This window comes from Pseudomonas sp. OTU750018 (genome assembly GCF_011636575.1).
GTDB lineage: Bacteria > Pseudomonadota > Gammaproteobacteria > Pseudomonadales > Pseudomonadaceae > Aquipseudomonas > Aquipseudomonas peli.
Genome location: NZ_JAAPAU010000001.1, coordinates 535,155 through 548,818 on the forward strand (window position 1 = coordinate 535,155; position 13,664 = coordinate 548,818).

General features: G+C 60.5%; 14 protein-coding genes. 1 reads left to right on the forward strand and 13 read right to left on the reverse strand.

Annotated features, from left to right (window positions below; all coding sequences use genetic code 11):
- From HCI85_RS02670 to HCI85_RS02695, 6 genes are all read right to left on the reverse strand, one after another.
- Positions 1 to 636, reverse strand: coding sequence for a protein-L-isoaspartate(D-aspartate) O-methyltransferase (locus HCI85_RS02670; RefSeq protein ID WP_167144219.1), 636 nt, complete (start codon positions 634 to 636; stop codon positions 1 to 3).
- Between the two features lie 41 nt (positions 637 to 677).
- Entirely contained in the window at positions 678 to 1,427 is a 750-nt protein-coding gene (gene surE / locus HCI85_RS02675) for a 5'/3'-nucleotidase SurE (protein ID WP_167141670.1), read from the reverse strand.
- Positions 1,415 to 2,473 carry a tRNA pseudouridine(13) synthase TruD gene (gene truD, locus HCI85_RS02680; protein WP_167141672.1) on the reverse strand — a complete coding sequence of 353 codons (1,059 nt, stop codon included), beginning with the start codon at positions 2,471 to 2,473 and terminating at the stop codon, positions 1,415 to 1,417. The genes surE and truD overlap by 13 nt, the downstream gene beginning before the upstream one ends.
- Positions 2,470 to 2,943: a 2-C-methyl-D-erythritol 2,4-cyclodiphosphate synthase gene (gene ispF / locus HCI85_RS02685; RefSeq protein ID WP_167141674.1), complete on the reverse strand. Its 474-nt coding sequence runs from the start codon at positions 2,941 to 2,943 to the stop codon at positions 2,470 to 2,472. Before ispF ends, truD begins: the two co-directional genes overlap by 4 nt.
- A gap of 100 nt (positions 2,944 to 3,043) precedes the next feature.
- Complete coding sequence (gene fghA / locus HCI85_RS02690; RefSeq protein ID WP_167141676.1) at positions 3,044 to 3,889, reverse strand: S-formylglutathione hydrolase; 846 nt, start codon at positions 3,887 to 3,889, stop codon at positions 3,044 to 3,046.
- Positions 3,890 to 3,929: 40 nt separating this feature from the next.
- On the reverse strand, positions 3,930 to 5,042 hold the full coding sequence (locus HCI85_RS02695) for an S-(hydroxymethyl)glutathione dehydrogenase/class III alcohol dehydrogenase (protein WP_167141679.1): 1,113 nt from the start codon (positions 5,040 to 5,042) through the stop codon (positions 3,930 to 3,932).
- Positions 5,043 to 5,167: 125 nt separating this feature from the next.
- Between HCI85_RS02695 and HCI85_RS02700 the strand changes: the two genes are divergently transcribed.
- On the forward strand, positions 5,168 to 6,055 hold the full coding sequence (locus tag HCI85_RS02700; protein WP_167141681.1) for a LysR family transcriptional regulator: 888 nt from the start codon (positions 5,168 to 5,170) through the stop codon (positions 6,053 to 6,055).
- Here HCI85_RS02700 and ispD read toward each other — a convergent pair.
- The 7 genes from ispD to HCI85_RS02735 form a co-directional block, all read right to left on the reverse strand.
- Positions 6,052 to 6,762 carry a 2-C-methyl-D-erythritol 4-phosphate cytidylyltransferase gene (gene ispD, locus HCI85_RS02705; protein ID WP_167141683.1) on the reverse strand — a complete coding sequence of 237 codons (711 nt, stop codon included), beginning with the start codon at positions 6,760 to 6,762 and terminating at the stop codon, positions 6,052 to 6,054. The two genes, HCI85_RS02700 and ispD, sit on opposite strands and share 4 nt — an antisense overlap.
- Complete coding sequence (gene ftsB / locus HCI85_RS02710; protein ID WP_090248365.1) at positions 6,759 to 7,040, reverse strand: cell division protein FtsB; 282 nt, start codon at positions 7,038 to 7,040, stop codon at positions 6,759 to 6,761. The genes ispD and ftsB overlap by 4 nt, the downstream gene beginning before the upstream one ends.
- A 65-nt stretch (positions 7,041 to 7,105) precedes the next feature.
- Positions 7,106 to 8,395 carry a phosphopyruvate hydratase gene (gene eno / locus HCI85_RS02715; protein WP_167141685.1) on the reverse strand — a complete coding sequence of 430 codons (1,290 nt, stop codon included), beginning with the start codon at positions 8,393 to 8,395 and terminating at the stop codon, positions 7,106 to 7,108.
- 146 nt (positions 8,396 to 8,541) lie between these two features.
- Positions 8,542 to 9,387, reverse strand: coding sequence for a 3-deoxy-8-phosphooctulonate synthase (kdsA, locus tag HCI85_RS02720; RefSeq protein ID WP_167141687.1), 846 nt, complete (start codon positions 9,385 to 9,387; stop codon positions 8,542 to 8,544).
- Between the two features lie 4 nt (positions 9,388 to 9,391).
- Positions 9,392 to 11,023 carry a CTP synthase gene (locus HCI85_RS02725; RefSeq protein WP_160085125.1) on the reverse strand — a complete coding sequence of 544 codons (1,632 nt, stop codon included), beginning with the start codon at positions 11,021 to 11,023 and terminating at the stop codon, positions 9,392 to 9,394.
- Positions 11,024 to 11,191: 168 nt separating this feature from the next.
- A complete protein-coding gene (gene tilS, locus HCI85_RS02730) occupies positions 11,192 to 12,508 on the reverse strand; it encodes a tRNA lysidine(34) synthetase TilS (protein WP_167141689.1) in 1,317 nt (438 codons plus the stop codon).
- Positions 12,509 to 12,568: 60 nt separating this feature from the next.
- Positions 12,569 to 13,519, reverse strand: coding sequence for an acetyl-CoA carboxylase carboxyltransferase subunit alpha (locus HCI85_RS02735; RefSeq protein ID WP_090248373.1), 951 nt, complete (start codon positions 13,517 to 13,519; stop codon positions 12,569 to 12,571).
- Positions 13,520 to 13,664 lie beyond the last annotated feature (145 nt).

Here is a 13,664-nt window from a genome sequence, read left to right on the forward strand (position 1 = left end):
TCAGGCCAGGGGCCCATTGAGCAGGGGCACAAAGCGCACCGCATCCAGCACATGCCGGGAGAAGCCGTCTTCTTCACGGACAATCAGCAACAATTCCTGCACATCGCCTGCACCGACGGGAATCACCAGACGCCCGCCCGGAGCCAGCTGATCGAGCAATGCCTGCGGCACATTGGCCGCCGCTGCGGTGACGATGATGCCGTTGTACGGGCCCAGTGCGTTCCAACCTTCCCAGCCGTCGCCCCAGCGAAATACCACATTGCGTAAATTGAGCTGAGCCAGACGCTCCTTGGCTTTTTCCTGCAGGCTCTGAATGCGCTCGACGCTAAACACCCGCTCCACCAGCTGCGCCAGAATCGCGGTCTGATAGCCTGAGCCGGTGCCGATCTCCAGCACCTTGTCCAGCGGACCGGCCGCCAGCAGCAGCTCGCTCATGCGCGCGACCATATAGGGCTGCGAGATGGTCTGGTTGTTGCCGATTGGCAGGGCGGTGTCTTCATAGGCGCGATGGGCCAGAGCCTCATCGACAAACAGATGACGCGGCGTCCGGCGAATGGTTTCCAGCACATGGGCGTTGGACAGCCCTTCCTCGTACAGCCGCTGAATCAGCCGCTCGCGGGTACGCTGTGAGGTCATGCCGATGCCGCGATGCTGCAGCTCGTCCTGTTCCCGGCGGATCACAGCAGCCCCTCCAACCAGGGCTGCAGGCTGTTGAAGCCATCAGCAAAAGTACGGTCCAGCTGCAGTGGGGTGACCGAGACATACCCTTGCATCACCGCATGGAAATCCGTGCCGGGGCCGCCATCTTCGGCATCACCGGCCACCGAGATCCAGTAACCCTCTTTACCACGCGGGTTGACCACCTTCACCGGCGCCGCAGCGCGGGCGCGATGACCCAGGCGGGTCAGCTGAATACCGCGGATATGCTCCAGCGGCAGGTTGGGGATATTCACATTGAGTACGGTGCGTGGCGGCAGATCGAGCTGCTCATGCGCCTCGACCAGCTTGCGGGCGAAATAGGCTGCGGTGGCCAGGTTGTCCGGCATGCGCGAAAGCAGGGAGAAAGCAAACGCCGGGCGGGCCAGAAAGCGCCCTTCTAGGGCCGCAGCGACGGTGCCGGAATACAGCACGTCATCGCCGAGATTGGCGCCCAGGTTGATGCCTGACACCACCAGGTCCGCCACATGCGGCAACAGGCCGTTAAGACCCAGGTGCACACAATCGGTCGGTGTGCCGTTCAGGCTGATATAGCCATTGGGCAAGGTGGTCGGGTGCAGGGGGCGGTCGAGAGTCAGCGAGCTGCTCGCACCGCTCTTGTCCTGATCAGGGGCAATCACCGTGCACTCGGCATAGTCGGCCAGCGCCGCATGCAGCGCAGCAAGGCCTGGCGCAGCAACGCCGTCATCATTGGAAATCAGAATACGCATGGGTTGTCCGTCTGCCCTGCAGGCAACAGATCGACGAGCTCACGCACCAAGACGGTGGCGAAGCATCCAGCCGGCAGGACGAATTCCAGTTGCAGAATGTCAGGCTCAGGATAATGCCACGACAGGCCGCCAATGGGGAGGCGCAGGATACGCCGTTCGTGCGTCATGTCCGCTTCTGCCAACCAGTCGACCAGAACGTTTTCGCGTCCAGCCAGATCCTGCTCCAGCGCCTGCGCCAAACCGCCGGCGCTAGAGACGCCTGCGCCCCACAACGGGCCCGTCGGATGCAGATCGAGAATCGCCAGGCGCGGATCGCTGCACTCCGCCTCGCCGGCAGCAAAGAAGCTGCGGCTGTCGGTAAAGGCCAGCAGGTCACCGAGCAGCGCCTGATTCCAAGTGCCGGCGGCGACCCGCTCGGCCAGCACCTGATTGAACAGATAGCTGCGCGCCGCCGAGAGCACTCGCGAACGCACATTGCGTTTCTCCGGCAGGCTCTTGTTCGCCGCAAAATGCCGGGCATGGGCGACATTACCGCCTTCATGACCGAAGCGCTGCAAGCCGTAATAGTTGGGAATGCCCTGGGCGGCGATTTGCGTCAGGCGCTTGTCCAGCGCCTCGTGATCGGCAACCAACTGAGTCAGACGTAGGGTAAAACCGTTGGCCGCATGAGCACCGCGCTGCAGCTTACGGCTATGCCGCACCTGCTTGAGGATGCTCAGACTGGCATCTTCGGCTGCGCTCAAATCGGGATCGACTTTGCCCGGCAGGTGCAGGCTGAACCACTGACGGGTCAGGGCCTGGCGATCCTTGAGGCCGGCATAGCTGATCAGTTTCAGCGGCACGCCAGCGGCGCGGGCGATGCGCTTGGCCGCCTCCTCGGTATTCAGCTCGCGCTTTTCCACCCACAGCCAGAGGTGTTCACCTTCACCGGCCAGGGGAATATCCAGCACTTCATCGACCTGAAAATCTTCCGCCACGGCCTTGAGCACCGCCGTACCGCATGGCGCGCCATGAGCGCGCGGGCCCAGCAGTTCGAGTTCGTTCATCGGGCGACCAACAGCGCGACGGCATGCACGGCGATACCTTCTTCACGCCCGGTAAAGCCGAGTTTCTCGGTGGTGGTGGCCTTGACGTTGACCTGATCCAGACTCACCTGCAGGTCTTCGGCAATCCGCGCACGCATGGTCTCGATATGCGGCGCCATCTTTGGCGCCTGGGCAACGATGGTGGCGTCGACATTGCCGACCTGCCAGCCCTTGGCATGAACAAGGCCGAGCACATGGCGCAGCAGCACGCGACTGTCCGCATCCTTGAAGGTCGGATCGGTATCCGGGAAGTGTTTACCAATATCGCCCAGCGCGGCCGCGCCGAGCAAGGCATCGCTCAAGGCATGCAGCAGCACGTCGCCATCGGAATGGGCCAGCAGGCCGAACTTATGGGAAATCTGCACGCCGCCCAGGGTAATAAAGGAGCCCTCGGTAAAGCGGTGCACATCGTAGCCGTGGCCAATACGCATAAGAAACAACGCCCTGAAAAAGTCAGGGCGTGATTCTAACTGAAAGCTGCCTATAGGAGCCGGCTAGCTGGCGAACCGAACGTCGTCCGCCAGCGCCGGTTCAGCTCAGCAGCGCCTTGGCGTGATGACGCAGATGGTCATCGATAAAGCTGGCGATAAAGTAGTAGCTGTGGTCGTAGCCCGGCTGCAGACGCAGGGTCAGCGGATGGCCAGCGGCCTGCGCCGCAGCTTTGAGAGCATCCGGCTTAAGCTGGTTTTCCAGGAAATCATCACGATCGCCTTGATCCACCAGAATCGGCAGTTTTTCCGGTGCATCCGCGAGCAAGGCGCAGGCATCCCATTCGCGCCAGCGCGAACGTTCATCGCCGAGATAGCGCGAGAACGCCTTCTCACCCCAGGGACAGTTGCTCGGGTTGCTGATCGGCGCAAAGGCCGACAGCGACTGATAGCGCCCCGGATTACGCAGCGCACAGACCAACGCACCATGCCCGCCCATGGAGTGGCCGCTGATGCCGCGCTTGTCGGATACCGGGAAATTCGCCTCGATCAGCGCCGGCAGCTCCTGCACCACATAGTCGTACATGCGGTAATGCCGCGCCCAGGGTTCCTGGGTGGCGTTCAGGTAGAAACCGGCGCCGAGGCCGAAGTCCCAGGCTTTGTCCGGATCATCCGGCACATCGGCGCCGCGCGGGCTGGTATCCGGCGCGACGATGATCATCCCCAGCTCGGCCGCCAACTTGTGCGCGCCGGCCTTCTGCATAAAGTTCTCATCGGTACAGGTCAGCCCGCTCAGCCAATACAGCACCGGCAGCTTGCCGCCCTGCTCTGCCTGCGGCGGCAGGTACACGGCAAACACCATGTCGCAGCCCAGCACCGCTGAACGATGCCGGTAACGCTTATGCCAGCCGCCGGCACTCTTCTGGCAGGAAATATTTTCCAAGGTCATAGGGCCTCCATTGGGCGGCCGTGAAAGCCGCCCGACGCAATCAGAAGTGGATAACGGTGCGGATGCTCTTGCCTTCATGCATCAAGTCAAAGGCCTTGTTGATGTCTTCCAGCGGCATGTTGTGGGTGATAAAGGTGTCCAGCGGGATTTCGCCTTTCTGCGCCTTTTCCACATAGCTCGGCAGCTCGGTACGGCCCTTGACGCCGCCGAAGGCCGAACCGCGCCAGACGCGGCCGGTCACCAGCTGGAACGGACGGGTACTGATTTCCTGGCCGGCACCGGCCACACCTATGATCACCGACTCGCCCCAACCCTTGTGCGCGCATTCCAGCGCCGCGCGCATCAGTTGCACATTGCCGACGCATTCGAAGGAATAGTCCACGCCGCCGTCGGTCATCTCGACGATGACCTCCTGAATTGGCTTGGCGAAATCTTTCGGGTTAACGAAATCAGTCGCGCCCAGCTCAAGGGCTACCTCGAACTTGGCCGGGTTGATGTCGATGGCGATGATGCGCGAAGCCTTGGCCATCTTCGCGCCGATGATTGCCGCGAGACCGATACCACCAAGGCCGAAGATCGCCACGGTGGCGCCCTCCTCCACCTTGGCGGTGTTGAGCACGGCACCGATACCGGTGGTCACGCCACAACCGAGCAGGCAGACCTTCTCCAGCGGCGCTTCCTTGGGAATCACCGCCAGGGAGACTTCCGGCAACACGGTGTATTCGGAGAAGGTCGAACAGCCCATGTAGTGGTAGATCGGCTCGCCGTTGTAGCTGAAGCGGCTGGTGCCGTCCGGCATCAGACCCTTGCCCTGAGTGGCGCGTACCGAGCTACACAGATTGGTTTTGCCGGATTTGCAGAATTTGCAGGCGCGGCATTCGGCGGTGTACAGCGGAATCACGTGATCACCCACCTTGACCGAGGTCACGCCCTCACCGATCGCCTCAACGATGCCGCCGCCTTCGTGACCAAGAATCGCCGGGAACACCCCTTCGGAATCTTCGCCCGACAGGGTGTAAGCATCGGTGTGGCACACGCCAGTGGCGACAATACGCACCAGCACTTCACCGGCCTTGGGCGGCGCCACGTCGACTTCGACGATTTGCAGCGGCTGATTGGGGGCAAAGGCTACGGCAGCACGGGACTTGATCATGATCGCTCTCCAGCGGATTCAACGGTGGCGCAGAGTGTAGATCAGTGATGCGGATAGATAATCCGCCAAAAAACAAAACATTCTTGCTATACAGGGACAATCAAACCGTACCAAGGATATCCACCATGAATCGCTGGGAAGGCCTCGATGAATTTGTCGCCGTAGCCGAGTGCGGCCAGTTCACCGCCGCCGCCGAACGCCTGAGCCTGTCGTCATCCCAGGTCAGCCGACAAATCGCCCGCCTGGAAGAGCGCCTGCAAACCCGCCTGTTCTACCGCAGCACCCGCCGTGTGGCGCTGACCGAGGCCGGGCAGACGTTTTTACAGCACTGCCAGCGCCTGCAGGATGCCCGCGAAGAAGCCCTGCGCGCCGTAGGCGATCTAGGCAGCGAGCCCAAAGGCCTGCTGCGTATGACCTGCGCGGTGGCCTACGGCGAGCGTTTTATCGTGCCGCTGGTCACCGACTTTATGCTGCAGCATTCGCAATTGCGGGTGGAAATCGAGCTAAGCAACCGTACCCTTGACCTGCTGCATGACGGCCTCGATCTGGCCATCCGCCTGGGCCGCCTGCAGGACTCACGCCTGGTGGCCACCCGCCTGGCACCAAGGCAGATGTATCTGTGCGCCGCCCCCGAGTACCTGCAGCGCTATGGCAGGCCGCACTCGTTGTCAGAGCTGGCACGGCACAACTGCCTGATCGGCAGTTCGGATCTCTGGAGCTTTCAGGCCAATGGCCGCGACTCCAGCCTGCGGGTGCAGGGCAACTGGCGCTGCAACAGTGGCCAGGCGGTGCTGGAAGCCGCATTGCGCGGCCTTGGCCTGTGTCAGCTACCGGACTACTACGTGCTGGAACATTTGCGCAGCGGCGCGCTGGTCTCGTTGCTTGATAACCAGCAACCGCCGGACACTGCAGTGTGGGCGCTCTATCCACAGCAACGCCACCTGTCACCCAAGGTGCGTCAGCTGGTGGAGTTTCTTAAACAGGGGTTAGCGCAACGCAGCGAGTATCGCTAGCTTTTCAGGTGCCAAAGGCTGGCCAAGCTGCGCAGATCTTCAGGACGAGTGACCTTGAGGTTGTCCGAACGGCCTTCGATCAGGCGCGGTGCCTGTCCAGCCCATTCGATGGCCGAGGCCTCGTCGGTAATGGCCACTCCGGCAATCAGCGCATCGGCCAGCGCATGTTGCAATTCGCCGAGACGGAACATCTGCGGGGTAAAGGCCTGCCAGATGGTCGAACGATCCACCGTAGCCTGCACCCGACCATCGGCGCCTGCACGCTTGAGCGTATCGCGCGCCGGCACGGCCAACAGGCCGCCTACCGGATCATCGGCCAGTTCGCTGAGCAGCAGATCGAGATCGCTACGTGCCAGGTTAGGCCGCGCTGCATCGTGCACCAGCACCCAATCCTGCTCCTGAGCGCCAAGTTCACTCAAACGCAGCAAGCCATTGAGCACCGAATCAGCGCGTTCGGCACCGCCATCGGCGCGATGGATGCGTGGATCATGCGCGCAGCTCAGGGCCGGCCAGTAGGGATCGTCCGCCGCCAGGCTGACAACCACTGCACGCAGCTGCGGATGATCGAGAAAGCACGCCAGGGTGTGTTCGATAATGCTTTTGCCGGCCAGCTGCAGGTACTGCTTGGGCCGGTCGGCGCGCATCCGGCTGCCAATGCCAGCAGCGGGGATCAACGCCCAGAAAGGAGGTAAATCAGAGGTATTCATTCAGCCAACTGATAGAGGGTTTCGCCCTCTTTGAGCATGCCCAGCTCGTGCCGCGCACGCTCTTCGACGGTTTCCATACCGCTTTTCAGCTCCAGCACTTCTGCTTCGAGAATCCGGTTGCGCTCTTGCAACTGCTGGTTTTCGCCCTGTTGATCGGCGATCTGCTGCTGCAACTGGGCCACCTGCGCCAGGCTGCCATCGCCGACCCACAGGCGATACTGCAGACCTGCCAACACGGCAATCAGCACGATAAATACCCAGTAAAAGTTATTGCGCATAGCGTAAAAAGCTTCCGAACGAAAAAGGGGCGACTCGCGCCGCCCCTCTTTTACCATGCCTGGGTTCAACCACGGAACTCGGCGCGGCCTTTGTAAGGTGCTTTGCCAGCCAGCTGCTCTTCGATACGCAGCAGTTGGTTGTACTTGGACACGCGGTCCGAGCGGCACAGCGAGCCGGTCTTGATCTGGCCAGCAGCAGTACCGACTGCCAGGTCAGCGATGGTGCTGTCTTCGGTTTCACCCGAACGGTGCGAGATCACGGCGGTGTAACCGGCAGCCTTGGCCATCTGGATGGCTTCCAGCGTCTCGGTCAGGGTACCGATCTGGTTGAACTTGATCAGGATCGAGTTACCGATCGACTCGTCGATACCGCGCTTGAGTATCTTGGTGTTGGTTACAAACAGGTCGTCGCCCACCAGCTGTACTTTGCTGCCGATCTTGTCAGTCAGCACTTTCCAGCCAGCCCAGTCGGACTCGTCCATGCCGTCTTCGATGGAGATGATCGGGTAACGTTCGGACAGACCGGCCAGGTAGTCGGCGAAACCTTCGGCATTGAAGACTTTACCTTCGCCAGCGAGGTCGTACTTGCCGTCCTTGAAGAACTCGCTTGAAGCGCAGTCCAGCGCCAGGGTGACATCGTCGCCCAATGTATAACCGGCATTGGCAACGGCTTCGGCGATAGCAGCCAGTGCGTCTTCGTTGGACGCCAGGTTCGGCGCAAAACCGCCTTCGTCACCAACCGAAGTGCTCAGACCACGGGCCTTCAGCACGGCTTTGAGGTGGTGGAAAATTTCGGTGCCCATGCGCAGTGCGTCGGCGAAGGTTTTCGCGCCAACCGGCTGAACCATGAATTCCTGGATATCGACGTTGTTATCGGCATGCTCGCCGCCATTGATGATATTCATCATCGGCACGGGCATCGAGTACACGCCCGGAGTGCCATTCAGGTCGGCGATGTGTGCGTACAGCGGCACGCCCTTGGCCTGAGCGGCAGCCTTGGCAGCGGCCAGGGATACGGCGAGGATGGCGTTAGCGCCCAGGGTGGCTTTGTTCTCGGTACCGTCGAGGGCAATCATCGCCAGGTCGAGGGCTTTCTGGTCAGTTGCATCTTTACCCAGCAGCAGGTCGCGGATCGGGCCATTGATGTTGGCCACGGCCTTCAGCACGCCCTTGCCCAGGTAACGGCTCTTGTCGCCATCACGCAATTCCAGCGCTTCACGCGAACCGGTGGAGGCACCGGACGGCGCGCAGGCGCTGCCCATGATACCGCCTTCGAGAATTACATCGGCTTCCACAGTAGGGTTACCACGGGAATCGAGAACCTCACGGCCTTTGATGTCGACGATCTTTGCCATTGCGTGTAGCACTCCAAAAAATTGACGAAAAGGGTAGTACCGAGTTGCACACTCATTGCACGTTGAAGGTTAACCCAGCGCACAACATGCACCGACTATTTAGCCAGATTGTATACAATGCAGCACTTTACCGGAGATTTGCCGTTTCAGGCAGTCTCAATCGGCGCAAAACTCTTGATCAAATCATCCAGCTGCTTGAGCTGGGTGAGGAACGGCTCCAGCTTGTCCAGACGCAGGGCGCAAGGGCCGTCGCATTTGGCATTGTCCGGGTCCGGATGGGCTTCGAGGAACAGACCGGCCAGGCCCTGACTCATGCCCGCCTTGGCCAGATCAGTGACCTGAGCACGGCGACCACCGGCTGAATCAGCGCGACCACCTGGCATCTGCAGGGCGTGGGTCACGTCGAAAAACACCGGATAGTTCATCTGCTTCATGATGCCGAAGCCGAGCATATCCACCACCAGGTTGTTGTACCCGAAGCTGGAACCACGCTCGCAGAGAATCAATTGGTCATTACCGGCCTCTTCGCACTTAGCCAGAATGTGCTTCATCTCCTGGGGCGCAAGGAACTGGGCTTTCTTGATATTGATCACCGCGCCGGTCTTGGCCATGGCCACTACCAGATCGGTCTGCCGCGAAAGAAACGCCGGCAACTGGATAATGTCGCAGACATCGGCCACAGGCTGCGCCTGATGCGGCTCATGCACGTCGGTGATCACCGGCACGCCGAAGGTCTTTTTGATTTCCTCGAAGACCTTCATGCCCTCTTCCAGGCCTGGGCCACGGAATGAAGTCACAGATGAGCGATTGGCCTTGTCGAAGCTGGCTTTGAACACGTAAGGGATGTCGAGCTTCTCGGTGACCCGCACGTACTCCTCGCAGGCGCGCATGGCCAAATCGCGGGATTCAATGACGTTGATCCCACCAAACAACACAAACGGCTTGTCGTTGGCGATTTCAATGTCGCCAACCTTGATGATTTTCTGCGCCATATCCCTAGGCCTTCTTGGCTTTTTGCGTCAGCGCTGCAGTGACAAAGCCACTGAACAGCGGATGGCCATCACGAGGAGTCGAAGTGAACTCTGGGTGGAACTGGCAAGCAACGAACCATGGATGATCCGGCGCTTCTACCACTTCAACCAAAGCGCCGTCGCCCGAGCGGCCGGTGACCTTAAGGCCGGCTTCAATCAACTGCGGCAGCAGGTTGTTGTTCACTTCATAGCGATGACGGTGACGCTCGACAATTACATCCTTACCGTAGCAAGCATGCACTTGCGAGCCGGACAGCAGCTGGCAGTCCTGTGCGCCCAGGCGCATGGTGCCGCCAAGATCGGAAGCATCGGTACGCTGCTCGGTCACGCCGGTCGCATCCTGCCATTCGGTGATCAGACCGACCACTGGATGCGTGCTTACGGTGTCGAATTCGGTGGAATTGGCATCAGTCCAGCCCAGAACGTTGCGGGCGAACTCGATCACCGCCACCTGCATGCCGAGGCAGATGCCAAGGTAGGGAATCTTGTTCTCGCGGGCGTACTGCACGGTCTTGATCTTGCCTTCCACGCCGCGCAGGCCGAAACCACCCGGCACCAGAATGGCATCCACGCCTTCAAGCAGCGCAGTGCCTTTGTTCTCGATGTCTTCGGAATCGATATAGCGCAGGTTAACCTTGGTGCGGTTCTGGATGCCGGCATGGCTCATCGCTTCGATCAGCGATTTATAAGCATCCAACAGTTCCATGTACTTGCCGACCATGGCGATAGTGACTTCGTGCTCCGGATTCAGCTTGGCATCGACCACGCGGTCCCACTCGGACAGGTCGGCACCGTTGCATTCCAGGCCAAAGCGCTCGACGACGAAATCATCCAGGCCCTGGGCATGCAGAACACCAGGGATCTTGTAGATGGTGTCGACGTCTTCCAGGGAAATCACCGCACGCTCTTCAACGTTGGTGAACAGCGCGATCTTGCGGCGCGAGGAAATATCGATCGGGTGGTCGGAGCGGCAGATCAGCACGTCTGGCTGCAGGCCGATGGAGCGCAGCTCTTTCACCGAATGCTGAGTCGGCTTGGTCTTGGTTTCGCCAGCGGTGGCGATATACGGCACCAGAGTCAGGTGCATCAGCATGGCGCGCTTGGCACCTACTTCCACACGTAGCTGGCGAATCGCCTCAAGGAACGGCTGCGACTCGATGTCGCCGACCGTGCCGCCGATTTCAACCATGGCCACGTCAGCGTCGCCAGCACCCTTGATGATGCGGCGCTTGATCTCGTCAGTGATGTGCGGGATGACCTGAATGGTCGCGCCCAGGTAATCACCACGGCGCTCGCGGCGCAGCACGTCTTCGTAGACGCGGCCTGTGGTGAAGTTGTTGTTCTGGGTCATGGTGGTGCGGATAAACCGCTCATAGTGGCCCAGGTCAAGGTCGGTCTCAGCGCCGTCGTGGGTGACGAACACCTCACCGTGCTGGAACGGGCTCATGGTGCCCGGATCGACGTTGATATAGGGATCCAGCTTGAGCATGGTGACCTTCAGGCCCCGCGCCTCCAGGATAGCCGCCAATGAAGCCGAGGCGATGCCTTTCCCCAATGAAGAAACAACACCACCCGTGACGAATATGTAGCGCGTCATGAAAAACCCTAGAAGTCTGCGTTTAAGCGGTCAATGCCGCCGGGGAAAGCGAAGGAATACCGAAGCGGCCAATTGCAATACACCGCAATTAGCTAGCCCTGCCGATTCCCAAAGGGAGTCAACAAAAGCTGTAGTAAGACGGGAGCGTAGTCTACCGGAAAGGGCTTATCAGCTCAAACCTTGATCATTCGTCGGTGGCTGCCAATGCAATTGCCAGCTGCCATCAGCGGCGCCCTGCATACCTGGCAGATTGGCGATTGCCACCAGCTGGTTATCCAGACGCAGCAACGGCAGGCGATCACGGACAAAAGCCGGTACGCGCAACTCATTGAATAAACGCTTGAGGTCGCGGTTTCCGCGCCCAGGTAACAATATCTGGTCACCGGGCTGGCGATAGCCCAACTGCCAGTTGCCTGCAGGCAGCTGACCATCAATTCGCACACTGCCATTGGCGGGCAATACCAACTGCTGATTGTCTTGAACCGTCACATTGACCGGTACTGGAGAGCGCAGCCAGTCGCCGGCCAACCACCACAGCCGCTCATCACTGCGGCGCAGCTCCCCAGCTGCCAACTTCCAGACTGGCGCAGCATCCGGCGCTGCATCGCGCAGCGCCTGCCAGCCGGCCCAATGTTCGCTATCCGGCATCGCCGTCAGCGGGCGGAGCCAGTAACGCAGGGCATTGCGCTGACGCGGCTCACTCAGACTGCGCAGCGTAGGCAGTGCCAGATTTGGTAACCGCAGCCAGGCAAACTCGGCTGACACCCGCGCGGCGGCTATATCCTGCTGCGCCAATTCATCGAGCAACTGCGCGGCCTCACTCAAGTGCGCGGCGCTACGAGCCATATTGGTAGCGGCTTGCGGCCAGCGACTGAGCAACACAGGCAACACCTGACGGCGCAGGTAATTGCGCGAGAAGCGCTCATCCGCATTTGACGGATCTTCGATCCAGGCCAGCTTGTGCTCACAGGCATAAGCCAACAGCTCATCGCGCGAGCAGTTGAGTAGCGGCCGAACCAGCTGCCCCACTCCCAATGCACGACTCACCGGCATGGCCGACAAACCCTGCACGCCGGCACCGCGTAACAGGCGAAATAACAGAGTCTCCGCCTGATCATCGCGATGCTGAGCGGTAAGCAGTACCTCACCAGCCCCCAGGCGCGCCGCAAAAGCAGCGTAACGAGCCTCGCGCGCCGCACGCTCCAGACTCGCCCCAGGCAGGACCTGAACATATTCAACCTGTAGCGGTACGGACAAAGCCGCGCACAGCTCGCGGCAATGGGCCGGCCAGGCATCGGCCGCAGCCTGCAGACCGTGATGAATATGGATAGCGGAAAGAGGCGGCAATGCCTCGCGTTGCGCGAGGCTGGCCAGCAGGTGCAGCAGCACCGTGGAATCCAGCCCGCCGGACAAGGCTACACACCAGCCCGAGGCACTACGCCAGGGCTGCAGGGCATCACGCAAACGAATATGCACAGGAGTCATCTGCCAAGCTTAAAACAACAACGGGCCCGAAGGCCCGTTGTATGCGCAGCTGCCGAGCAATCAGGCAATTCCGTAGCTCATCAGACGCTCATAACGACGCTTGAGCAGCGCGTCGGTATCGAAGGTCTTGAGCATTGCCAGCTGCGTCAGTAAAGCCTGACGCACAGATTCGGCCGCAGCAGCCGGATCGCTGTGGGCGCCACCGAGTGGTTCACCGATTACCTGGTCAACAATGCCCAGGCCTTTCAGGCGCTCGGCCGTAATGCCCATGGCCTCGGCGGCATCAGGGGCTTTTTCTGCGGTTTTCCACAGAATCGAGGCGCAACCTTCCGGCGAGATCACCGAGTAGGTGGAGTACTGCAGCATGTTCAGCTGATCGCACACACCAATCGCCAAGGCACCACCAGAACCACCCTCACCGATTACAGTGGCGATGATCGGGGTTTTCAGGCGCGCCATAACACGCAGGTTCCAGGCGATGGCTTCGCTCTGGTTGCGCTCTTCGGCGTCGATGCCTGGGTAGGCACCCGGGGTGTCGATAAAGGTCAGGATCGGCATCTTGAAACGTTCGGCCATTTCCATCAGGCGGCACGCCTTGCGGTAGCCCTCCGGACGCGGCATGCCGAAGTTGCGGCGCACCTTCTCGCGAATCTCACGGCCTTTTTGGTGACCGATAACCATCACCGGCTCACCATCCAGACGGGCAACGCCGCCCACCAGTGCCGCGTCGTCGGAGAAGTGGCGGTCGCCATGCAGCTCATCGAACTCGGTAAAGATGTGCTGCAGGTAATCCAGGGTGTAGGGACGGCGTGGGTGGCGCGCCAGCTGGGCGATCTGCCAGCTGCTCAGGTTGCCGAAAATGCTTTCGGTCAGCGAGCTGCTCTTGTCCTGCAGGCGGGCGATTTCATCGTTGATGTTCAACGAGTTGTCGTTACCGACCAGGCGAAGCTCTTCGATCTTGGCTTGCAGGTCGGCGATCGGCTGTTCGAAATCGAGAAAATTCGGGTTCATAGTCATCCGTCTTGCGTCGACGGCCAAGTGGCCGGGAGCTGTATCCGTTATCGCGCCCTACCTTATAGCAGCAGGCGCATTCAGGTCGACACCCGGTTCTGTACGAAAGCCTTCAATACAGAACCCACTGGGTATCACGACCGAC

What these genes read in the sequence shown, in the direction of transcription:
- HCI85_RS02695 (WP_167141679.1), bottom strand. Translation starts at nt 5,042, where the DNA reads ATGATCAAGTCCCGTGCTGCCGTAGCCTTTGCCCCCAATCAGCCGCTG.
- kdsA (WP_167141687.1), bottom strand. Translation starts at nt 9,387, where the DNA reads ATGGCGCAGAAAATCATCAAGGTTGGCGACATTGAAATCGCCAACGAC.
- eno (WP_167141685.1), bottom strand. Translation starts at nt 8,395, where the DNA reads ATGGCAAAGATCGTCGACATCAAAGGCCGTGAGGTTCTCGATTCCCGT.
- HCI85_RS02670 (WP_167144219.1), bottom strand. Translation starts at nt 636, where the DNA reads ATGACCTCACAGCGTACCCGCGAGCGGCTGATTCAGCGGCTGTACGAG.
- HCI85_RS02735 (WP_090248373.1), bottom strand. Translation starts at nt 13,519, where the DNA reads ATGAACCCGAATTTTCTCGATTTCGAACAGCCGATCGCCGACCTGCAA.
- truD (WP_167141672.1), bottom strand. Translation starts at nt 2,473, where the DNA reads ATGAACGAACTCGAACTGCTGGGCCCGCGCGCTCATGGCGCGCCATGC.
- ftsB (WP_090248365.1), bottom strand. Translation starts at nt 7,040, where the DNA reads ATGCGCAATAACTTTTACTGGGTATTTATCGTGCTGATTGCCGTGTTG.
- surE (WP_167141670.1), bottom strand. Translation starts at nt 1,427, where the DNA reads ATGCGTATTCTGATTTCCAATGATGACGGCGTTGCTGCGCCAGGCCTT.
- tilS (WP_167141689.1), bottom strand. Translation starts at nt 12,508, where the DNA reads ATGACTCCTGTGCATATTCGTTTGCGTGATGCCCTGCAGCCCTGGCGT.
- ispF (WP_167141674.1), bottom strand. Translation starts at nt 2,943, where the DNA reads ATGCGTATTGGCCACGGCTACGATGTGCACCGCTTTACCGAGGGCTCC.
- HCI85_RS02700 (WP_167141681.1), top strand. Translation starts at nt 5,168, where the DNA reads ATGAATCGCTGGGAAGGCCTCGATGAATTTGTCGCCGTAGCCGAGTGC.
- fghA (WP_167141676.1), bottom strand. Translation starts at nt 3,889, where the DNA reads ATGACCTTGGAAAATATTTCCTGCCAGAAGAGTGCCGGCGGCTGGCAT.
- HCI85_RS02725 (WP_160085125.1), bottom strand. Translation starts at nt 11,023, where the DNA reads ATGACGCGCTACATATTCGTCACGGGTGGTGTTGTTTCTTCATTGGGG.
- ispD (WP_167141683.1), bottom strand. Translation starts at nt 6,762, where the DNA reads ATGAATACCTCTGATTTACCTCCTTTCTGGGCGTTGATCCCCGCTGCT.